Below are 21,283 nucleotides of genomic sequence, written 5' to 3' on the forward strand. Positions count from 1 at the left end.
CGGGCGCTGTGCCGGATGCTACGCCTGCGGATCCGGCGGGGCCGCCCGCGGCGGGTGGTACAAGAGCGCCCGAACCAGCGGGCGCGGGCCGACTGACCGAAGCATCTGGCTGGCCGGGCGGACCCGTACCCGCTTCGGCCACCAGAACCAGCGTCCCATCACCGTCATGATCGACGGCGTGATGAGCGATCGGACGACGAAAGTGTCGAACAACAGGCCGATCCCGATCGTGGTGCCGAACTGACCGATCGCCCGGAGATCGCTGGTGATCATCGTGCCCATGGTGACGGCGAACACCACACCGGCGGCGGTCACCACCGGGCCGGTAACACCCATGCCGCGGATGAGTCCAGTTTTCAGGCCGGCACCGATCTCTTCCTCGATCCGGGACACGAGCATCAGGTTGTAATCCGACCCCACCGCCAAGAGCACGATCAGCGCGAATTCGGTTGCCACCCAGTGCAACTGGAAGTTAAGAAGGTGCTGCCAGATCAGTGTCGAGAACCCGAAGGCAGCCCCCAGCGACATCACGATCGTGCCGACGATGACGCCCGCAGCGACCAAAGCCCGGGTGACGACCACCATGATGATGAAGATGAGCACGATCGAGGCCACCCCAGCGATCATCAGGTCGTACTTAGCGCCGTTGGCGATGTCGTAAAACGTCGCCGCGGTGCCGCCGAGGTAGATGTCGGCGTTCTGCAGCGAGGTGAGTTTCAGCGCCTCCTTGGCCGCTTGGCGCTCCTGATTGACGGACGCGATTCCCTCCGTCGTCGCCGGATCCACTGCGTGAGTGACGATGAAGCGAGCAGCCTTGCCGTCCGGCGACACCATCAAGCTCAACCCCAGCTGGAAGTCCGGATTCTGGAAGATCTCGGGCGGCAGGTAGAAAAGGCTCTCCACCTGAGAGTCGTTGAAGGACTTGCCCATCACGGCGTTCGTGTCGGTGAGCCGGTCGAACTGATCGATCAGGCTGTCGAACGTGCTGTAGATGGTCAGGGTCGTATCGCGGATCGACTTCGAGACAGCGATATTCTCAGGAATAATCGCCAGCAGTTCGCGCGTGGCTCTAGCCGTGTCGCCGAGGTCTTTCGTGAGTTTGTGGAACTGCTCGGCGAGCTTATCGAACCCGTCCAGGGCGTCGAACAGGCTTCGTAGCGACCAGCAGATCGGGATGTCGTAGCAGTGCTTCTCCCAATAGAAGTAACTGCGAATCGGTCTCCAGAAGTCGTCGAAATCAGCGATGTGGTCCCGGATTTCATCCGTGATCGCCGCCGTGTCGCCCGTGGTTTTCGAGCTGTCGTCCGCCGCGTTCGCGAGATCCTGGGTCACCTTGTACTGGCGCTCCAACAGGTCGATTTGAGTGTCGAGGAAACCGGTGATCTTCTTGATGTCGCCGACACGGGCCCTCAGGTAATTGAGGTTGTCCCGGATCGGCGCGGTCTGCACGCTGAGCTGGAACGGGATGGATCCGTCCTGAATTGGCGGGCCAAGTGGCCTGGTGATGCTCTGCACCCGTTCGATGCCGGGCACCCGGAAGATGGCTCCGGCAATCTTGTCCAGGACCAGCATGTCGGTGGGATTGCGCAGATCGTGGTCCGATTCGATCATCAGCAGGTCCGGGTTCAAACGGGCCTGCGTGAAGTGTTGATCGGCCGCGGTGTACGCCTTAACTGAGGACGCACTCTGGGGTAGGTAGTACAGGTCGTTGTAGCGCGGGTTGAAGCCCATCAATCCCAGGGCGCCGACAATCGCCAGGATAACGGAGGTAGCGAGGATGGGTGCCGGCCACCGCACGATGGCCGTCGCCAGGCGGCGCCACCGGGTGTAGTTGAACTTTCGCTTCGGATCGAAGAGACCGAAGCCGCTCGCGAAGACGATCAGCGCCGGTGTCAGGGTCACCCCGGCGGCCACCACCACCAGCAGACCGATTGCGCACGGAAACGCCAGCGAACTGAAGTAGGGCAGCCGAGTGAAATGCAGACAGGCCAGCGCCCCGACGATCGTCAAACCCGAGCCCAGCACCACCTTGGTAACCCCGGCGAAGGTGTCGTAGTAGGCGGCTTCGCGGTCCAGTCCCCGCTCGCGGCCCTCCTGGTAGCGGCCCACCATGAATATCGCGTAGTCGGTCCCGGCCGCGATGGCCAGCGCCGTCAGCAAGTTGACGGCAAAGGTCGACAACCCCATGATGCCGGTGTCGCCCAGCAGCGCTACCACGCCTCGGCCGGTCGCCAGTCCGACGAACAGAATCACCATCGTCAGCAGCACAGTGCCGATGGACCGATAGACGAACATCAGCATGATCGCGATGATGATGACGGTGATGATCGTCATCTTGAACAGGCTCGCGTTCCCGACAACGATCGTGTCGTCGGTCAGGGCCCCCTGACCCGCGACGTAGGCCTTCACCCCCGGCGGCGGCTTCGAGTCCGCGACGATCTGGCGAACCGAGTCAACCGACTTGTCGCCGACTGCGCCGCCCTGGTCGCCGCGTAGGTTGACCTGGACGTAGGCGGACTTGTGGTCATAGCTCTCGACACCCGAGGCCGTAAACCGCTGCCCCCAGAAGTCGAGCGCATGCTCGACGTGTTTGGTGTCCTGCCTCAGCTTCTTGACCAGATCGCTGTAGTACTGGTGAGCGTCCGGGCCGAGTGGTTTGTCACCGACAAGGGTCACCAGGACGAGGTTGTCGGAGTCGTACTCGTTGAATTTCTGTCCGATGTGCTTCATCCCGGTCACCGAAGGCGCGTCGGATGGCGAGAGCGGCACCGAGACGTCCTCGGCAACCGCTTCCAACTGTGGAACGAAGACGTTGACGCCGACCGCGATCAGCAGCCAGATCACGACGATCGGCAGCGCCAGGACGCGGATGGTGCGGGCGATCCGCGGTTTGCGCTCAACTTCGGTGCGCGGCGCGACGGGGATTTCGTCCGTGTCGCTCGTGTTGTCGGTCACGCGGATTTGTCCAAGCAGGAGACCTGCGCGTCACGCGTGTTGACCTGTTGTTGATCGACCAATTTGCCGTCGACGGTGATCCGGCAGCCGATCGAGGGGCCATCACCTTGGGCGACGACGTAGGCGAAGATGCCGGGCATCTCGGCGACGATCGTCGTCGACCACGGCAACGTGGTGAAGTTGGCCTTCTGCGGTAGGGACTCCGCATCCATCCAGTTGACGACGCCGGTCGTCCCGGGCGGTCCCAGGATTTCGTAGATGGCGGTCTTGGCCGCGTATGGCGGGGTCGCATCGCGGGGATCGGGCTTGGGCAGGCCGGGTCCTGGGAAGACGCCGTTGAGTCGCCCCACTGCGACGCCGCCGACGATCAGTGCCACGACCACGACCAGCAGAACCCATGTCCGCTTGAGAAGCCTCAACACCGTGCCCCCCGATCAGGAATGCCCGACGGGCTGATATTAAGACATTTCGTCACGTCCGCCACCGCTAGCCGAACGCCATCGCTGCCGAGTTAATTCCTCCGGTGCGCCGTCGCGTCGGAGCTGCGCCGCCGTCGTCCCAGCCGCAGCCGCGCCGCTCGCTGCGCTCCACTCAATCAGTTTGCTGGCGATGACGGACGCCAGGGCGGGCCACTCCCGTGCGGGCAGCGCAAAGCGACGCTCAACAGAGCGATACGCGTGACCGTCTTGCAGCGGAAAGGCCTCCGGAGAGGGCTGTTGCGGCGGAGGCATGGAAACGCTATGCGCTACAATCGATTTCGCTGCGAGGCGCTAGTCTTCTGTCCGCTGACCTGTTGCCCGTCGATCTCATTGGAAATGAACGCGCGGTCATGTCGACCCGCGACGATAGCGAGAATCGATGTCGGCTGATTTAGTTTCAGAAAACAATTAATTCGCTGTCGCAAACAACGTTTCTTTTGAATTGCACGCCACCTGCTTTGCGAGACGTCGATTGTTCGCCGTCGACCTGAAACCAGCAGCCTTTTCGGGCCATGGCGCGTACCCTGACCTGCATGGCTACCAAGACCAAGGTCAAGACTTGCGTACATTGCGGCCACACGTTCGACCCGAACGACCGATGGCGTGACCTGTCCGATCCAGACTGGCTTCCGGCCGCATCAGCATATTGTTCGCATGATTGCAGTGACCGATACCATTGCGAAATGGGACACTGCTGCTCGACCCAGGTGAAAAAGAAGGCTCAGCGCGAAGCCACCAAGGCGGCGCGATAATGCGCGCTTCCACCAGATAATGGACTCGCCACTTTCTGCAACGAATTGGCTATTTGAAGCGTAACTCCACCACGTGGGACCTTAAGAATATATACGCGGGCGCGATATTCGCGACCATCGCGGTTTATGACTCGAACGCGGCGCGGTTCGCTTGTACGAACTCTTTGATGGTGGTGGGGCGACCCGCCCACCGAATCCGCGGAACCCAAAGGTACGCGGCCAGATTGACCGACGGCAACGAACCGGCTTCGGGGACAGTGCCCTGCGATACTACGGTCGTGACCCCAGCGGGGCCCGGTGTCGGCCGAGGCGTGTCTTCTCGACAGGCTGACCCTATGTACCGGAGCAAAAGGCAGCCTCCGTACTCGGGTGGTGATGATTCGCTTTGGCAAGTACAACGACGTTGGCGCCGGCGAAAACGGACTCCCCAGTTTCCGAGGGGCGATGGGGAGTAAGGCCTCCTCTGCGCCGACAACCAGTGTGATGACCGCCGGAAAGGGACTGAGGCCGGGCACCGTCAGCCTGGTCGGGAGCGTCGTCATCGCGGTCTCGTCGGTCGCGCCCGCCTACAGTCTCGCGGCGGTGCTGGCTGGCATGGTGGCGGCGGTGGGCACCAAGGCGCCCGCGCTATTTGTCATCGGGTTTGTGCCGATGATGCTGACCGCCTTCGCGTTTCGGGAACTTGCCAGCGAAACCCCGGACTGCGGATCGGCTTTCACATGGGCCACGCGCGCGTTCGGTCCGTGGGTTGGCTGGCTGGCCGGCTGGGCCTCGGTGGTCGCTGCGACCGTCGCCGTCGGCAATGGCGCACAGGTCGCGGCGATCTACTTGCTGAAGGCCCTGCACCTGAACGCATTGGCGAATTCGATGGCCGCTCAGGTCGCGGTGGGCGGGCTGGCCGTCATCGGCCTGCTAGTGCTGTGTCTGCGGGGAATCGAGGTCACCGAGCGCACACAGGCTGTGCTGGTCGCGTTGCAATTCGTGATGCTGGCACTGGTCAGCGTGATCGCGTTGGTCAAGGTGTGCGGCCATCATGCGGGTCCACAGGCGGTGATGCCACGGTGGGACTGGCTGTTTCCGGCGGGGCTATCCGCTGCGGCCGTGGCCCACGGCGCCATCCTGTGCTTCTTCGCATACTGGGGATGGGATGCATGCCTGGCAATATCCGAGGAGACCAAGCAGCCACACAAGAACCCGGGCAGGGCCGCCGTGCTGGCTACGATCCTCATGCTTGGCACCTACGTGCTGGTGAGCTTTGCGATTCAAGCCTTCGCCGGGTTCGGCATAACCGGCATCGGCCTCAACAATCCGCAGAACGCGAACGACGCCCTCAGCATTCTGGGAGATCCCGTGGCCGGTAGGGGGCTGGCCGTTGTGCTGCTGCTCGCGATCAGTTCGTCCTCATTGGCGTCGGTGATGACGAGTCTGGTCAAAACCGCGCGGGGTGTGCTGGCCATGGCGGTCTACAGGGCCCTACCGCAGCGCTTCGCGCGGGTGCACCCGCAGCACCGAACGCCTGGGTTCGCCGTCCTCACGATCGGTATCGGCGGCTTCACGCTCTATCTTGTGATGACGCTGGTCAGCCAGAATTCGTTGACGGACATGGTGGCGTCGCTGGGGCTGGCCGTCACCTTCTACTACGCCACCGCGGCGTATGCGTGCGTGTGGACCTATCGGCGCACGCTGAGGCGATCGGCGCGCAACTTCTGGCTGCGCGGCGCCTTCCCGTTGATCGGCGCGGTGGCGATGACGTGGGCGTTCGTGCAGAGTGCCATCGATATGTACGCGCCGGACTACGGCAAAACCCACTTTGGCCCGGTCGGTGGCGTATTCGTCCTTGGCATGGGCCTGCTGCTTCTTGGCATCCCGGTCGCGGCGCTGAGCGCACTCGGTAGCCGGGACTTCTTTCGCGGCAAGACCCTCAACGCGGGGACCGAAATCGTTGTGCCTGATTCTGTCGCCCGCTGAACAGTGCTGAGCTACAACATGATTCGACGGACATCACAAGTGACGCCGACTTGGGAAGGGCACAATGGCCACCTCCCACCGGGAATTTGGCCTCCTGCCCGGCGAAGTCAGTTCTCGTAGCGTCAGCACTGGCACGTAGGTCGTCACGGCGTCCTAGAGGATCGCCGCGTTCGGTCGATGTCGTGACCCACGATCATAGGGAGAGCGAAATGGCCTCAACACGTCGCGGAATCGTGGTCGGTGTCGACGGATCCGCGTCATCGACCGCGGCCGTGCGGTGGGCAGCGCGCGAAGCGGCGATGCGCCATGTGGGATTGACCCTGGTCCACAGCGCCACCCCGTTGGTTCCAGGCTCATCCACGGTTACCTGGACGGCGCCCATCCCGGACGATCTCTTGCGTATGCAACGAAAACAGTCCGAGCAGCTTGTCGACAACGCCGCCCGGACAGCCCGCGACGGCGCCGAGGGCGTGCAGATCCACCGCGAGGTGATTATTTCGGCACCCGTACCCGCGCTGCTCGATTTGTCCAAGGGTGCCGAGCTGATCGTGGTGGGCCGCCGCGGTACCGGCCACTTGCCCCGCTTGCAGCTCGGATCGCTCAGTACGGCGATGATTCATCACGCACACTGCCCGGTCGCCGTCATCCACGACGAGGCGCCAGCCGAGCATGAACCCGCGTCGTCACCGGTGGTCGTCGGCATCGACGGGTCACCGGCATCGGAGCTGGCCACCGCGATCGCCTTCGACGAGGCCTCTTGGCGCGCAGTCGAACTGGTAGCAGTGCACGCGTCGATCGACGGCGACCCGTTCGGCATTCATGCGCTGGAATGGGCGGTGGCCGAACCGCGGGCGCATGAGGCCCTCGCCGAGCGCTTGGCGGGCTGGCAGGAGCGCTACCCCGATGTGCGCGTGCGTCGTGTCGTCGTTTTGGATCGGCCCGCGCATCACCTGCTCGAACAAGCCGAGACCGCTCAGCTGGTCGTGGTCGGAAGCCACGGCCGCGGCGGATTCGCCGGAATGCTGCTCGGCTCTGTCAGCACGGCAGTGGTGCACGGGGCCCGCGTACCGGTCATCGTTGCGCGCCAGGGCTAACCCCCGCAGCTGCGGTCGTCCAGCGGGTGATGCGGCCCGCGCCGACGGGTGTGATGACCAGCGAACGGGTCACGCAGATGCAACCACACTGAGCACATCGCCGAAGTCGCGAGAGCGCCAACGATGTTCGGGAGATACTCCGCGTTTACTGCCGAACGGCGGCCATTATTGCCATTTCAGATCTTCGTCCAGCTGTTGGACTTGCTCGTCGCGCTGAACTGCGGGCCGGGTGTCAATTATGGCCTCTTGCCAGTGTGCGGGACTGTAAAGGTGAATATCATTGCCGCTGGCGACCTTTAACACACCGCCCGTGAGTATTTCATAGGTGGCAGCGTCCGAATATTCGTCGTCGTCGTCGTGGCCTTGAATTTCGATCCACATTTTCATAATGAGAGTCTCCCCCGCATCGTCAGATCGGCACGCAGCAGGATACCGGCGCGATGGCGAGAAGCCCAGAGTCGGAAGTCCCGAGAACGAGGTCTTTCGCCCGCTGGCGAGCAAGCATAACGGCGCGCATCCTGTATCTGGTTCGACCACCGCAGGTAGTGCTTCGACGTTGCGCGAGCCACTCGCCCGATTGAGTGATGCGTCCGAATGGGGTTGCGGCCGAGGACCTAACCGCCGTTGACCATCTCCAACCTGTGGTTCAGGAACATCTCGAGAGGAAGGCAACAGCGACGCCACCGTCTCGGCCGAACTTGCGCTCAGGTGTCGGTAGGGGCGCACAATTGAGGTCTCGGTCCGAAACCTGGAGATGCTATGAGCGAGCAACATTACGACTTTTTCGGCGAGATCTTCCAGCGGTACTTCAGGCCCGCCATCGATGCGTATCCGCGAATGGGTGGAGCACTCGTCGAAAGGTTACTTTCGCTGAGTGACGACGTCCCGGATAGATTGGCACAAACCCGTTGTGCCGCAACGGCATGGGGCAAAGCCGAGATACCGAACGCCAGGATCGCTTCGGAACTCTTCGTGATCACCCAACACGGACTGATGTATGCCGCCGGGTTGAACGCGTCGCGCCGGGCGCTGTATTACCTGGCCACGCCACCCGCATTGTTCGATCCGTTCGTCGATCAGGTCGATACCGCCGAACTGCGCGAGGGCACGGTAGTAGTGGTGGACAGCCAGTTCGGCCGCGAACTCACATCCGCGCATCCGATGGACGCCGCGCTGCGCCGGATACTCGATGAGCACCCGGCGTTGCGGGTGGATCTGCCCACGTAGCCATTTCTTCGCCGCGGCAGAATCTAGAGTTCCTGCTGGCATCCCGTTCCCGAGACCTTTTGACGGAAGAGATCAAAAAAATCGAGGAGGAAGCAAAAGCGGACAAATCAAAGGAGCAAAGGCACGCCAAGAAGGCGTTGATCCCGAAGACTGCTCTGGTTACCTTTCCGTAAAGCCTGCAGAGCCCCCACCGCCAGCGTTTGGCCACACGATGATGTCTGCTGAAAACACATAATTGGGCAACTTGCCCGGCAAACATTGGATTTTATCGGAACTTGCATCAGAGCATCGGGTGGGGGCAAACACGTAATCCGCTCCCACCGGGCTGGTCTGGTCAAAATGCACCGTGACCACTTTGCCGGCTACCTCCTCCGGCGATACAAGCGTCACTTTGTAGTTCACCCAGGTCTTGTTATACGTGCACTTAGCGAACGGCGAGCTGCCGCCATTGTCGACGGTGAATCCAACGTTAGTGACGTTCTTGGCACAGTACGAGTCAGCTGGCTTGACGTAGCTAGGGTCTATTCTCATGCCGTCCGACCAGAACTCCACGTGAATTTCCCCATCAAGCTGGGGCTGTTGATTCGGGTCCGCGTGGGCTGGGGCTGCGATAACAACGGCAAGAGCCATGGCCACCGAAGGGAAGCTTTGCCTGAGGACGCTATTAGACATGCGCGCAAAATAGCACGGCTAATCGACATCGGAGTACCAAAGCGGGGATTTAGCCGACACTTAGTCGAACCGGGAGGAGTGGGTAAGTCAACGAACTCTCCGACCATTGAACGGAAACAATTTTCGGCGAGACGGACCTTTTGTCTCGCCGAGATCGGTTAAGTTCTGCCAGGTTTAGCAGCAAGGCTGAAGACTATGAGGGACGCCACTTCTCTCGATCGGGCTGACAGGATTTGAACCTGCGCCCGAATCGGTTTGGCGACATAGCTTTTAGCGCTTTTTGACCAATCCGCCCGGTGGGCTTTCGTCAACGTCGTTGAGGATCAGCTCGCGCACGGTGGAACGCGCTCCGTACGGTCGCAGCATGGTGCTGGCCGGCCGTGGACGCACGTGCTGCGGCCACCAGAACCAGCGCCCGAGCAAGGTGGCCAGCGACGGTGTCATGAACGACCGCACGATCAAAGTGTCGAACAACAGGCCCAGCGCGATCGTCGTACCCACCTGGGCCATCACCCGCAGCGGGCTGAAGGCGAACGTGGCCATGGTGGCGGCGAACACCAGACCGGCGGCGGTCACCACCGAGCCCGAGCCGGCAATCGCGCGGATCGTCCCCGTCTTGAGTCCGGCGTGGATTTCCTCCTTGAACCGCGATATCAGCAGCAGGTTGTAGTCCGAGCCGACCGCCAGCAGCAGGATGATCGCCATCGCCAGCACCATCCAGTGCAACTTGATCCCCAGGATGTACTGCCATAGGAGCACGGAGAGTCCGAACGAGGCGCCCAGCGAGAGCAACACCGTACCGACGATGACGAAGGCCGCAACGACGCTTCTGGTGATGATCAGCATGATGACGAAAATCAGTGTGGCCGCGGAAATTGCGGCGATCAACAGGTCGATGTTGGAGCCGTCGTGCATGTCCTTATATGTCGCGGCGGTGCCGCCGAGGTAGACGTTGGCGCCCTCCCACGGCGTGCCCTTGATCGCCTCGTGCACGGCCTGCTTGATCGGTTCGATGTGGCTGATGCCTTCAGGAGTCGCCGGGTCGCCTTCATGCGAGATGATCAAACGGACAGCGTGCCCGTCCGGTGAGATGAACTGCTTGAGACCACGGGCGAAGTCCGGGCTTTGGAATGCCTCCGGCGGAAGGTAGAACGTGTCGTCGTTCTTCGCCTTGTCGAAGGCATCGCCCTCCGCGGTCGCGTTGTCGGCCTGCGCTTTCGCCTGGTCGTTGAGCCCCTTTGTGGTGGCGTAGTTCGACATGATGGTGTCGAGGTTGTGCTGCTGGCTCTCGATCTGCGGCGGTATCAGTGCCACCAGCTTCGGCTGGATCTGATCCAGCTTGTCGAGATTCGCGCTGAGGTTCACGATGTTCTCAGCTATTTGGTCGATGCCGTCGAGCGCGTTGAAGATTGACCGAATTGCCCAGCAGGCCGGGATGTCGAAACAGTGCTTCTCCCAGTAGAAGTAACTTCGGATCGGCCGGAGGAAGTCGTCGAAGTTGGCGATTTGATCGCGCAACGACTCGGTGATCTTCACGGTTTCTTTGGTGAGCTTGGTGGTTTCGTGTGTGGTGTTGCTCAGATCCTGGGTGACCTGCATCTGCTCATGCAGAGTCGCCATCGTCTTGCGCAGCTCGTCCGCCTGCTTCAGCAGGTTGTTCGCCTGCTCTTCTTGGTAGTGCTCGGTCTGGATCCGGCCGGCGGATTGTGCGCCCATCTGAAAACCGAAGGTGCTGTGGTCGAGCGGCGTACCCAACGGCCGGGTGATGGTCTGGACTCGACCGATACCGGGGATGTGGAAGACCGCCTTGGCGACCTTGTCCAGGACGAGGAAGTCGGCCGGGTTACGCAGGTCGTGATCGGTCTCGATCATCAACAGCTCAGGGTTGAGCCGAGCCTGGTTGAAGTGCCGGTCGGCAGCTGCATACCCGATATTGGCCGGGGTGTCTTGCGGCAGGAAGTGGCGGGTGTCGTAGTCCGTCTTGTAGCCGGGCAGAGCGAGCAGGCCAACCAGCGCGGCCGCGATCGTCACCGCGAGAACCGGTGCGGGCCAACGGACGATCGCGGTGCCGATACGGCGCCAGCCCCGGGTCTGGAGCTTTCGCTTCGGGTCCATCAGCTTGAAGAAGGACGCCACCGTCAGTACCGCTGGAGCCAGAGTCAACGCCGCGAGGACCGCGACCAGCATGCCGACGGCGCAGGGTATGCCCAGTGACGAAAAATAGGGCAACCGGCAGAAGCTCAGGCAGTACATCGCACCGGCGATAGTCAGCCCCGACCCCAGCACGACATGGGCCGTGCTGTGGAACATCGTGTAGAACGCCTCTTCACGCGTCTCGCCCAGACCGCGGGCCTCGTGGTAGCGGCCGACCACAAAGATCGCGTAGTCCGTTCCGGCCGCGATCGCCATCAGCACGAGCATGTTGTTGGCGAAGGTGGAGAGCCCCATGATCTCGTAGTTTCCGAGCGTCGCGACGACGCCGCGGGCGGCGGCCAACTCGACGAAGACCATCGCCAGCATGATCAGCACAGTGCTTATCGAGCGGTAGGTGAACAGCAGCATCACGATGATCACGAGGAAGGTGACCATGGTGACTTTTGCGACGCCTTTCTCACCCGCGTGGGACTGGTCGGCAAACAACGGAGCCGCCCCGGTGACGTAGGCCTTGATCCCCGGCGGTGCCGGCACCGAGTTCACGATCTTGCGGACGGCCTCGCTCGACTCGGTGGACTGGCCGCTGCCCATGTTGCCGGCGAGGTACACCTGAACGTATGCGGCTTTTTGGTCGTGGCTCTGGGAGCCCGCGGCGGTCAGGGGATCGCTCCAGAAGTCCTGGATGTGCTGAACGTGTTTCTTGTCTTGCTCGAGTCGTTTGACGATCTCGTCGTAATAGCGGTGGGCCTCCGCCCCCAGCGGTTTGTCGCCCTCCAGCAGGACCATTGCCGAGCTGTCGGAACTGAACTCCTTGAACGTCGACCCGACGTGCATCATCGACTGGAACGACACCGCATCCTTGGGACTCTGCGACACCGAGTGCGCCTTGGAGACGACCTCCAGCTGCGGTGAGATGGTGTTGGTGACGAAGACGATGCCCAGCCAGATCAGGACGATCGGCAACGCGAGCCGATGAATCATCCGCGGCAGGAACGGCGGGATCAGTGGCTGATCAACACGCGGCGGAGCCCCGGTGGTCTCACTCATGCGGACTTGTCCAGGCAGTAGACGAAGGCATTGACGTTTTCGGTGGGGGGCGACTGATTAGCACCCTTGATCACCGCACCGGTGCCGTCGTGGTTATCCACGACGAAGTGGCAGGCAATCCAACTGCCGTCTCCCTGCGCTACCAGATTTGCCGGGATGCCGGGCTTGGTTGACTTCAATACTGTGCTCCAGGGCAAGGGGACGTTGAGGGCCTGCTGCGGATGGGAGTTCTCGTCGAGGTAGTTGATGGTCGCCGTGCTGCCCGGTGAGCCCCAGACCTCGAGTGTGATCGTCTTGGCGTTGAACTGGTCAAGGACGTCACCGTTTACGCCACCACCGAACGAACCCGCGTGAACGCCGAAGACATCGTGCAGCCGGTATACGACGAACCCGGATAGCGCGACGACAGCCACGATCGTGAGCACCAGCCAGAAACGGCTCAGCAGCCCCTTCTTCGTGGCGCGCTTGGGGCCGACTTTTTCCTCGGTGATTGGGGGAACCTCAGGATCTCGCGACCTTGTCCATGGCTTGGTGGTCGTCATGGGCGCTTTCCTAACCAGGGGCGAAGGCTACTCAAATAATTAGCTTGGAGGTAAGCTTAGCCACTCTAACCTACATCGAGATGGTCCGGGCTTCACATCCCGAGCCGAGCCATCCACACCTTGTGACAATCTGTGACAATTTTCGGCGCCACCGAACATCTGTGCCCTGTGGTGAAACTGAACGTCCCAGCTCAGCTGGCCTTTTCATAGTCGGGCTGACAGGATTTGAACCTGCGACCACTTGACCCCCAGTCAAGTGCGCTACCAAACTGCGCCACAGCCCGCGCGCCGGTACATCTACCAGCGGCAGGTCGACAGCCTACCGTAGCGGGGCCGTCAACCCATCAACGCGCCGCTGACGTGCGCGTCGGCCCTAGGCGAAGGCGCCGTTGACCCTGTCGACCCAGGCCAGCAGCGTTTGGGCGAGCTCCGTTTCGCGGCGATAGAACCGCTGGGCGGGAACAGGCACACTGACCGCGACCATCTCTTCGCTCACGCGGTGGAGCACCGCGCCCACCGCGCAGATGCCCTCGGTCTGCTCCTCGCGGTCATACGCGAGGCCCTCGGTGCGGACCCGTTCGAGCTCCGTGCGCAGCGCCGCAGGGGTGGTGATGGTGTTCGCGGTCAGCTGGGCAAGCCGGCTCGGCACGGCCCGAGCCCGGTCGCCGGCCGACAGACTGGCCAGCAGCGCCTTGCCGTTGGCACAGCAGTGCAGCGGAAACGACTCGCCGACCGCACTGATCGCCCGCAGCCGATGCGGCGAAACGACCTGATCGACGAAGGTCGCTCGGTCGCCGTCCAGGATCGACAGGTCGACGGTCTCCTCCAGTTCGCGAGAGAGCTCCTCCATGAACGGATGGACATCGATCACGACGCCGCGACGCACCGTCGTGGCCATGCGCGCGATCTCGGGGCCCAGCCGGTACCGGCCGCGCGCCGCACGCGCCGCTACTAGGCCTTCGTCATCGAGCGCATTGAGGATGCGGCTCACGGTCGAGCGCGCCATGCCCAGCCGCTCGCCGATTTCGGCCTGGTTGAGCCCATCGGGGTGGGCTTGCAACAGCCGCAGCATCTCGGCGGCGCGGGCGATGACCTGAATCCCGTTGCCACGGGCCTCTTCTGAGAGGACGGTCATCACGCGGCCGCACCGGTCTCGAGGCGATAGGCACCGCTGGGATCGACGATCGCCACCAACCGCACGATGCAGCCGTCGCCTCCCACCCAGCGCCACGGGAACGCGGCGAAGGTGACGCGTTTGCCGGTGACCTTGTCCAGATCACCGCCGACGTTCTCGAAGCCGTAGATGCCTTCGGACAGGATCGCGCGGTGACACGGCTCCCATTCGGGGAAGTCGTCGAGCACCTGGCGCCCGGTTTCGTCCTCGTATTCCTTGACCGCCCATGGCAATAGGCCACCTAGGTGTTCGGCGGGGCCGTGTGGGCCGATCGATGTGGCCAGCGGATGATCGAGCGCCTGGGTGTCGGTGCCGACGGCCTTGACGCCCTTGGCCGCGAACCACTCCCCGGCCTCCTTGTAGAAGCCCGGCGAGTAGGCGTAGTACTCGGCGCTGTCGGCGTATTTGTGGTGCCAGCCGGTGTTGACGATGACGATGTCACCGGGCCGGATCTGCGGAGTGGCGTTCTCCAGGTCCTCGGCGGTGACGACCTCCCACTTCTTCTTGGGAATCGACACGACCACCCCGGTGCCGAAGAAGGCGCTCAACGGAATCTCGTCCAGCAGCGGCGTGCCCTCGATCACGTGACCCGGCGCGTCAATGTGCGTGCCGGAATGCATTACGGTGGTGATCTTTTGAGTGAGCACCCGGCTTCTGGCCATGTTGTGCAAGCGTTCGATCTTGACGTCCTCGAAGTACGGCCACGCCGGCACGCCATGACCCCACGGATGCGACAGGTCGTAGAACTCCAGATTCGATTCGGCCTCGCCGAGGGGCCAGGTGAAGCTCATGATGTTTGTTCCCTTCCAATCAGCATGCGGTGTAGCCGCCGTCCAGATACATCACTTGGCCGGTGTAAAAACTCGACGCATCGCTGAGCAGATAGATCAGCGCGCCGGCGAAGTCGTCCGGCTCGGCGAAGCGGCGCAACGGAATCCGTGCAAACATCGCCTCACGGGTCTCACGCCCCTTGTCGTCGTCGGCGTACATCCACTCGGTCAATTCGGAACGGAAAACCGTTGGCGCAAGCGCATTTACCCGGATTTTGTGTGGACCCCACTCGGCCGCCAGCGATTTCGCCAGCAGGTCGGTGGCGGCCTTGGACGGGCAGTAGGCGCTGTATCCGGCCGGGTGGCCGAGGGTCCCTCGCACCGACGAGACCAGCACGATGCTGCCTCCCCCGCCCTGCTGCAGCAGCACCCGCCCGGCCGCCTGGCAGACCAGCCAGGCGCCCCGCGCGTTTGCGCGCATCACGTTGTCGAAGTCGTCGACGTCCATGTCGGTGATGGCCTCGACGTGGTTCATGCCCGACGCGACGAGCACGCCATCCAGCCGGCCATGCTTACCCACGGCGGCCTCGACCATGGCCCGGGCGTCGTCCGGGGTGTCGGGCCGGCGGGGCACCACCGCGGCGTTGTCGATGCCGGCGTCGTCGGCCAATTCGGAGAGACGCGTGGAATTCCCGCCGGCCAGCGTGAGCCGGGCCCCCGCGTCGGCCAGCGCCCGGGCCGCGGCACTGCCCAGTGAACCGGTCGCCCCGGTGATCAGGATCGACTTGTTTTGCAGGCTGAATAGCGCCGCGCTCACTCAATTCTCCCATTTCTCCCGCGATACGGGTTTATTAGCCCGTTATACGAGACATTACGAAGGATCAGACGTGAATGTCAACGTCGGGTGTGCAGCCTGGGCGTCTCGTGTGCGTCCAGGGCGCGAAAATCGCCGAATTTCCGCCGCGGCCGCACACTCGAAGCCCTGAGCGCACGATCGACGCGGCTGAGGCACGCTCGACGCGCCTCAACGCACGATTGATGCGACGGGAAAACGCTCGACGCGGCAGGGACACGCCTAAAGCGCTAGCGGCGCTTGGCAGTTCGCTTCTCGCGCACGCGGACATTGATCCGGATTGGACTGCCCTCGAACCCGAACGTCTCGCGCAGCCGTCGTTCCAGGAAGCGCCGGTAGCCTGCCTCGAGGAAGCCGGTAGTGAAGAGCACGAACGTCGGAGGGCGGGCGGTGGCCTGGGTGGCGAACAGAATTCGGGGCTGCTTGCCGCCGCGGACCGGGGGCGGTGTGGCCGCCACGATCTCCTTGACCCAGGTGTTCAGCGGACCGGTCGCAATCCGCGCATCCCACGACGCCAGCGCTGTCTCCATCGCGGGCACCAGCTTTTGCACCGCCCGGCCCGTTTTCGCGGAGATGTTGACGCGCTCTGCCCACTGCAGCTGTGCCAGTGCGCGGTCGATCTCACGGTCCAACAGGTCGCGGCGATCCTCGTCGACAAGGTCCCACTTGTTGAACGCCAATACGAGCGCCCGTCCGGCCTCGATCACCATGGTCAGCACCCGCTGATCTTGTTCGGTCAGCGGTTGCGACGCATCGATGAGCACGATCACCACCTCGGCCGCATCGATGGCAGAATGCGTGCGCACCGAGGCGTAGAACTCGTGACCACTGGCCTGTCCGACCTTGCGACGCAGGCCCGCGGTGTCGACGAACCGCCACACCTTGCCGCCCAACTCGATCAGCGAGTCCACCGGGTCGACCGTGGTGCCGGCGACGTCATGGACCACCGAACGCTGGTCTCCGGCAAGCTTATTCAGCAGTGAGCTCTTGCCGACGTTGGGTTTACCGACCAGCGCCACCCGGCGGGGGCCGCCGGCCCTCGGTGCGGCTTCGGACACCTCGGGCAATGCGGCCAGCACCTCGTCGAGCAGATCGGCCACACCGCGGCCATGCATCGCGCTGATCGGATGCGGCTCGCCGAGTCCCAGCGACCACAGCGCCGCCGCGTCTGATTCAACCTTCTCGTTGTCAACCTTGTTGGCGGCCAGGAAGACTGGCTTGCCCGCGCGCACCAGGATGCGGGCGGCCGCCTCGTCCGCGGTGGTGGCGCCCACGGTGGCATCGACCACCAGGATCACCGCGTCGGCGGTGCGCATGGCCACCGACGCCTGCTCGGCCACCAGCTGCTGCAGGCCCTTGGCGTCGGGCTCCCATCCCCCGGTGTCCTGCACCATGAACCGCCGTCCGGTCCACAGCGCGTCGTAGGAGACCCGATCGCGCGTGACGCCGGGAATGTCCTGCACCACGGCCTCGCGCCGGCCCAGGATTCGGTTCACCAGCGTCGACTTCCCGACATTGGGGCGGCCGACGATTGCCACCACGGGAGCGGGGCCGGGCTCGTCACCGTCCGCGAGGTCGGAATCGGTCAATTCCCAATCGTCTTCGTCGCTCCAGGTGCCGTCCTGACTCACCGCACTGCCCCGCTTCGCTGCTCGACCAACGCCAGCAGGTGAGCGATCACCTGCGCCTCGGTCATCTCACTGGTGTCGACGACCACCGCATCCTCGGCCGCCCGCAGCGGCGACACCGCCCGCGTGGAATCGAGATGATCGCGACGGTGCACATCGGCCAGCACGCCCTCGTAGTCGTCGGGCAGGCCCGCGGCGACGTTCTGATCGTTGCGGCGGCGGGCGCGTGTTTCGGCCGAGGCGGTCAAGAAGATCTTCACCGGCGCGTCGGGCAATACCACTGTCCCGATATCGCGGCCCTCGACGACGACACTGCCCGGCTCTTTGGCCATGTGTTGCTGCAGAGCGACAAGCCGGGTGCGCACGGCGGGCACCGATGACACCGCCGACACCGCCTGGGTGACTTCGTCTCCGCGGATCTCGGCTGAAACATCCTCTCCGGCAAGCAGATAACGGTCACCGCCGGGCTGGTATTGCACCGACATCTGGACGGTCGAGGCGATGTCGGCGACGGCGTGCGCGTCTGTCGGATCGATGCCGGCACGCAGCACCGCAAGCGTTACCATTCGGTACATTCCTCCGGTGTCCAGGTAGCGTGCGCCCAGCGCCTCAGCCAATCTCTTTGATACAGAGGACTTTCCGGTTCCCGCCGGCCCGTCGATGGCGACCACTATGTCGTTCACAGGCCCACCGCTTTGTACAGTTGGCCGATCTCGTCGTGGCGTAGCGGACGGATGCTGCCCGGCCGCTGCTTGCCCAGCGAGATACCGCCGATCTCGGTGCGCACCAGCGACTCCACCGGGAAACCGACGGCGGCAAGCATCCGGCGCACTATGCGATTGCGTCCTTCATGTAATGTCAACCGCACCAACGTTTTACCGGGAATCGCATCCACCACCGCGAAATCGTCGACCCGCGCCGGCCCATCCTCCAGCTCGATCCCGGCCCGCAGTTTCTTGCCCAGCCCACGCGGCACCGTTCCGGCCACCGTCGCCAGATATGTCTTGGGCACTTCGTGGGAGGGGTGCATCAAGCGATGCGCCAACTCGCCGTCGTTGGTCAGCAGAATCAGCCCTTCGGTGTCGGCATCGAGCCGCCCGACGTGAAACAGCTTCTTGTTGCCGCGCACTCGATGCTCGACCACGTCGCCGATGCACGGCCGGCCACGGTCGTCCGACATGGTCGAGTGCATGCCACGCGGCTTGTTCAGCGCCAGGTACACCAGCGAATCGTCGACGACAACCCGGGCCCCGTCCACGCGAACCACCGAAACATCGGTATCCACCCGCGTGCCCAGCTCGGTCACCACTTCGCCGTCTACCTCGACCCGGCCGTCGCGAATCAACTTCTCGGCGGCCCGGCGCGACGCAATCCCGGCCTGGGACAAGACTTTTTGCAAACGGATTCCCTGGGCCTCCCCAGGATCGTGTTCGTCGACCATTAATCCTGGTCCACATCGAAGGACAGCGCCTGCTCGGACGTCTGGCCGCCCGCCAATTTGATGAAACGTGGCTCGCTGTCCAGAGATTCGCTGAGGTCCTCAATACTGTCGACGTCGGGCAGCAGCGGTGCGATATCCGGAAGGTCGGTCAGCGACGCCAGCCCCAGGCGCTCCAAGAACAGCTCGGTGGTGGCGAATGTGACTGCGCCGGTGTCCTCGTCGGCTCCGGCCTCGGTGATCAGGCCGCGCGCCAGCAGCGTACGCATGACGGCATCCACGTTGACGCCGCGCACCGCGCTCACCCGAGCGCGCGTCACGGGCTGTCGGTAGGCCACCACGGCCAGCGTTTCCAGCGCGGCCCGGGTGAGTTTGGAGCGCGCCCCGTCCAGCAGCAGCTTCTCGACGTACGGCGCGAATCGGGCCCGGGTGTACATCCGCCAGCCCTCACCGGTTTTCCGTAGGTCGATGCCGCTGTCGCGCTGGGTGAGTTCGTCGGCCATCACCTGCAGCTTCGCAGCGATCCGATAGACCGGCTGTTGGGTGGCCGCGCCCAGTGCTTCCTCGTTGACCGGGGTGTCCACCACCAGCAACAGCGCCTCCAGCACGGAGCGCAGTTCGTCGTCGTCGAGCGGTGCCACCTCGGCGATTTCCGGAATGCCTGAAATGCCCGAGTCGAGTTCGACGTCGAGATCGACGTCGGGCAACTCTTCAGTCATTATTCGTCCCGCACTTCTACCAAGGATTCGTTCGTAGGACGCTCCCCGGTCCACGAAATCTGAAGCACGCCAAGCGCCTCTGACTGGTCGAATGCTACCGCCCGGGACCGATACAGTTCGAGCAGCGCCAAGAAGCGCCCGACGACCTCCATCGGCGCCTGGCAGTCGGCGACCAGCTCGGAGAACGTGGCCCAGCTGCCGCTGCCCCGGGCTTCCAGCAAGCCCAGCAATTTGCGCGCCTGCTCGGGCACCGACACCTGCAGCTCGTGCAGGTGTCCGATGGCGACCGTCGGCGCCGGCCGTGGGCTGAAAGCGATTGCCGCGATCTCGGCGAACCGTTGCGCGTCGACACCAAGCATCACCTCGGGCAGCAGCTCGGTGAAGCGGTCTTCCAGTGCCACCGCGCGCGGATAGCTACGCAGGGCGGTGGCCTCCAGCTCGGCGAACATCTCCGCGACGTGCTTGAACGCGCGGTATTGCAGCAGCCGGGCGAACAGCAGGTCGCGCACTTCCAGCAGCGCCAGGTCCTCCTCGTCGTCGATCTGTCCGGCCGGCAGCAACCGAGCGGCCTTGAGATCGAGCAGAGTCGCGGCGACCACGAGAAACGCAGTGGTCTCCTCCAGATCCAGCTGCGAACCGATCGCGCGGGTGTAGGCGATGAAATCATCGGTGACCTGGTGCAGCGCCACCTCGGTGACGTCGAGGCGATGCGCGAAGATCAGCTGCAGCAGCAGATCGAACGGCCCCTCGAAGTTGGTCAGGCGGACGTGAAAGCCACCCGAGGCGCCGGTCTGGGGTGGCGCCTCACCGTTGTCGGTGGCGTTCACGCGCCAAATCGGTCGATGAACTCGCGGGCCAGGGCGCGGTAGGCGATCGCGCCCGTGGACTTCGGCGCCCAGGTGGTGATGGGCTCGCCCGCCACACTGGTCTCCGGGAACCGCACCGTACGGGTGATCACGGTGTCAAACACCAGGTCACCGAAGCGCTCCACCACACGTGCCATGACCTCGCGGGCGTTGACGGTCCTGGGGTCGTACCGGGTCAGCAGGATGCCGCTGATCTCCAACTTCGGGTTGAGCCGGTCGCGCACCTTGTCGACGGTATCGGTGAGCAGCGCCAGGCCTCGCAGCGAGAAGTACTCGCACTCGGTGGGGATGACCACGCCGTCGGAGCAGGCCAGCCCGTTGACCGTCAACAGGCCCAACGACGGCTGGCAGTCGATCAGCACGTAGTCGTAGCGATCCAGCACCGGGTGCAATGCCCGGCCCAGGGTCTGCTCCCTGCCCACCTCATTGACCAACTGGATCTCGGCCGCGGACAGGTCGATATTGCTGGGAACTAAATCCAGGTACTTGATCCGGGTGGACAGCAGGACGTCGTCAATCGACACCCGCGGCTCCACCAGGACGTTGTGAATGGTCTTCTCCAGCTCGTAGTGCGGAACGCCGAGGCCTGCGGACAGCGCACCCTGCGGATCCATGTCCACCAGCAGCACTCGGCGGCCGTACTCGGCGAGCGCCGCGCCCAGGTTGATCGTCGACGTGGTCTTCCCGACGCCACCCTTCTGGTTGCACATCGCGACCACCTTGGCCGGACCGTGGGCTGTGCGCGGCAACGGCTCGGGGATCGCCCGCGGCGGGCGCCCGGTCAGGCCGACGACGACATCGCTGTCGGGCGATTCCGTCATGCCTGGAGTGTTCGCGAGGTGAACATCGGGGGAAAGTCTAACGGCTCCGCGCGCTTAAACCGGGCGACCCGCAGGCAATCTCACCAGCGATTACGTCGAATGATCTCCGTTTCGGAGCCGACCG

General features: G+C 63.6%; 18 protein-coding genes and 1 tRNA gene. 3 read left to right on the forward strand and 16 right to left on the reverse strand.

The window, feature by feature from the left end; all coding sequences use genetic code 11:
• Positions 1-18: 18 nt before the first annotated feature.
• Together MNAB215_RS25495 and MNAB215_RS25500 are read right to left on the reverse strand one after the other, a co-directional pair.
• Positions 19-2,955 (reverse strand): MMPL/RND family transporter, encoded by a 2,937-nt coding sequence (locus MNAB215_RS25495; protein WP_077081250.1) that lies wholly within the window; start codon positions 2,953-2,955, stop codon positions 19-21.
• Positions 2,952-3,374 (reverse strand): MmpS family transport accessory protein, encoded by a 423-nt coding sequence (locus tag MNAB215_RS25500; RefSeq protein WP_174604678.1) that lies wholly within the window; start codon positions 3,372-3,374, stop codon positions 2,952-2,954. Before MNAB215_RS25500 ends, MNAB215_RS25495 begins: the two co-directional genes overlap by 4 nt.
• A 1,295-nt stretch (positions 3,375-4,669) precedes the next feature.
• On the opposite strand from MNAB215_RS25500, the gene MNAB215_RS25510 reads away from it, so the two are divergent.
• Complete coding sequence (locus MNAB215_RS25510) at positions 4,670-6,154, forward strand: APC family permease (RefSeq protein ID WP_083746252.1); 1,485 nt, start codon at positions 4,670-4,672, stop codon at positions 6,152-6,154.
• A 209-nt stretch (positions 6,155-6,363) separates the two neighbouring features.
• Positions 6,364-7,248, forward strand: a complete 885-nt coding sequence (locus MNAB215_RS25515) for a universal stress protein (protein WP_077081252.1) — start codon at positions 6,364-6,366, stop codon at positions 7,246-7,248.
• Positions 7,249-7,413: 165 nt separating this feature from the next.
• Here the strand turns inward: MNAB215_RS25515 and MNAB215_RS25520 are convergent, their stop codons facing one another.
• Positions 7,414-7,635, reverse strand: a complete 222-nt coding sequence (locus MNAB215_RS25520) for a hypothetical protein (protein WP_077081253.1) — start codon at positions 7,633-7,635, stop codon at positions 7,414-7,416.
• A 372-nt stretch (positions 7,636-8,007) separates the two neighbouring features.
• On the opposite strand from MNAB215_RS25520, the gene MNAB215_RS25525 reads away from it, so the two are divergent.
• The gene (locus MNAB215_RS25525; RefSeq protein ID WP_077081254.1) at positions 8,008-8,475 is read left to right on the forward strand and encodes a glucose-6-phosphate dehydrogenase; all 468 of its coding nucleotides are present in this window, start codon (positions 8,008-8,010) and stop codon (positions 8,473-8,475) included.
• 159 nt (positions 8,476-8,634) lie between these two features.
• Here the strand turns inward: MNAB215_RS25525 and MNAB215_RS25530 are convergent, their stop codons facing one another.
• The 13 genes from MNAB215_RS25530 to MNAB215_RS25590 form a co-directional block, all read right to left on the reverse strand.
• A complete protein-coding gene (locus tag MNAB215_RS25530; protein WP_077081255.1) occupies positions 8,635-9,147 on the reverse strand; it encodes a hypothetical protein in 513 nt (170 codons plus the stop codon).
• Between the two features lie 270 nt (positions 9,148-9,417).
• Entirely contained in the window at positions 9,418-12,348 is a 2,931-nt protein-coding gene (locus MNAB215_RS25535) for an MMPL/RND family transporter (RefSeq protein ID WP_077081256.1), read from the reverse strand.
• On the reverse strand, positions 12,345-12,890 hold the full coding sequence (locus MNAB215_RS25540) for an MmpS family transport accessory protein (RefSeq protein WP_077081257.1): 546 nt from the start codon (positions 12,888-12,890) through the stop codon (positions 12,345-12,347). The genes MNAB215_RS25535 and MNAB215_RS25540 overlap by 4 nt, the downstream gene beginning before the upstream one ends.
• 210 nt (positions 12,891-13,100) lie before the next feature.
• Positions 13,101-13,174, reverse strand: a tRNA-Pro gene (locus MNAB215_RS25545).
• Between the two features lie 89 nt (positions 13,175-13,263).
• The gene (locus MNAB215_RS25550; protein WP_077081258.1) at positions 13,264-14,025 is read right to left on the reverse strand and encodes an IclR family transcriptional regulator; all 762 of its coding nucleotides are present in this window, start codon (positions 14,023-14,025) and stop codon (positions 13,264-13,266) included.
• Positions 14,025-14,855 carry a cyclase family protein gene (locus MNAB215_RS25555; RefSeq protein WP_077081259.1) on the reverse strand — a complete coding sequence of 277 codons (831 nt, stop codon included), beginning with the start codon at positions 14,853-14,855 and terminating at the stop codon, positions 14,025-14,027. Before MNAB215_RS25555 ends, MNAB215_RS25550 begins: the two co-directional genes overlap by 1 nt.
• 19 nt (positions 14,856-14,874) lie before the next feature.
• Positions 14,875-15,651 (reverse strand): SDR family NAD(P)-dependent oxidoreductase, encoded by a 777-nt coding sequence (locus MNAB215_RS25560; protein WP_077081260.1) that lies wholly within the window; start codon positions 15,649-15,651, stop codon positions 14,875-14,877.
• Positions 15,652-15,917: 266 nt separating this feature from the next.
• Positions 15,918-17,318: a ribosome biogenesis GTPase Der gene (gene der / locus MNAB215_RS25565; protein WP_077081261.1), complete on the reverse strand. Its 1,401-nt coding sequence runs from the start codon at positions 17,316-17,318 to the stop codon at positions 15,918-15,920.
• Complete coding sequence (gene cmk, locus MNAB215_RS25570) at positions 17,315-17,998, reverse strand: (d)CMP kinase (protein ID WP_245830402.1); 684 nt, start codon at positions 17,996-17,998, stop codon at positions 17,315-17,317. The genes der and cmk overlap by 4 nt, the downstream gene beginning before the upstream one ends.
• Positions 17,995-18,756 carry a pseudouridine synthase gene (locus tag MNAB215_RS25575; protein WP_077081262.1) on the reverse strand — a complete coding sequence of 254 codons (762 nt, stop codon included), beginning with the start codon at positions 18,754-18,756 and terminating at the stop codon, positions 17,995-17,997. Before MNAB215_RS25575 ends, cmk begins: the two co-directional genes overlap by 4 nt.
• On the reverse strand, positions 18,756-19,472 hold the full coding sequence (gene scpB, locus MNAB215_RS25580) for an SMC-Scp complex subunit ScpB (RefSeq protein WP_077081263.1): 717 nt from the start codon (positions 19,470-19,472) through the stop codon (positions 18,756-18,758). Before scpB ends, MNAB215_RS25575 begins: the two co-directional genes overlap by 1 nt.
• Positions 19,472-20,299: a segregation/condensation protein A gene (locus tag MNAB215_RS25585; RefSeq protein WP_077081264.1), complete on the reverse strand. Its 828-nt coding sequence runs from the start codon at positions 20,297-20,299 to the stop codon at positions 19,472-19,474. Before MNAB215_RS25585 ends, scpB begins: the two co-directional genes overlap by 1 nt.
• On the reverse strand, positions 20,296-21,159 hold the full coding sequence (locus tag MNAB215_RS25590) for a ParA family protein (RefSeq protein ID WP_077081265.1): 864 nt from the start codon (positions 21,157-21,159) through the stop codon (positions 20,296-20,298). Before MNAB215_RS25590 ends, MNAB215_RS25585 begins: the two co-directional genes overlap by 4 nt.
• Positions 21,160-21,283 lie beyond the last annotated feature (124 nt).

Source organism: Mycobacterium numidiamassiliense (assembly GCF_900157365.1).
Taxonomy (GTDB): Bacteria; Actinomycetota; Actinomycetes; order Mycobacteriales; family Mycobacteriaceae; genus Mycobacterium; species Mycobacterium numidiamassiliense.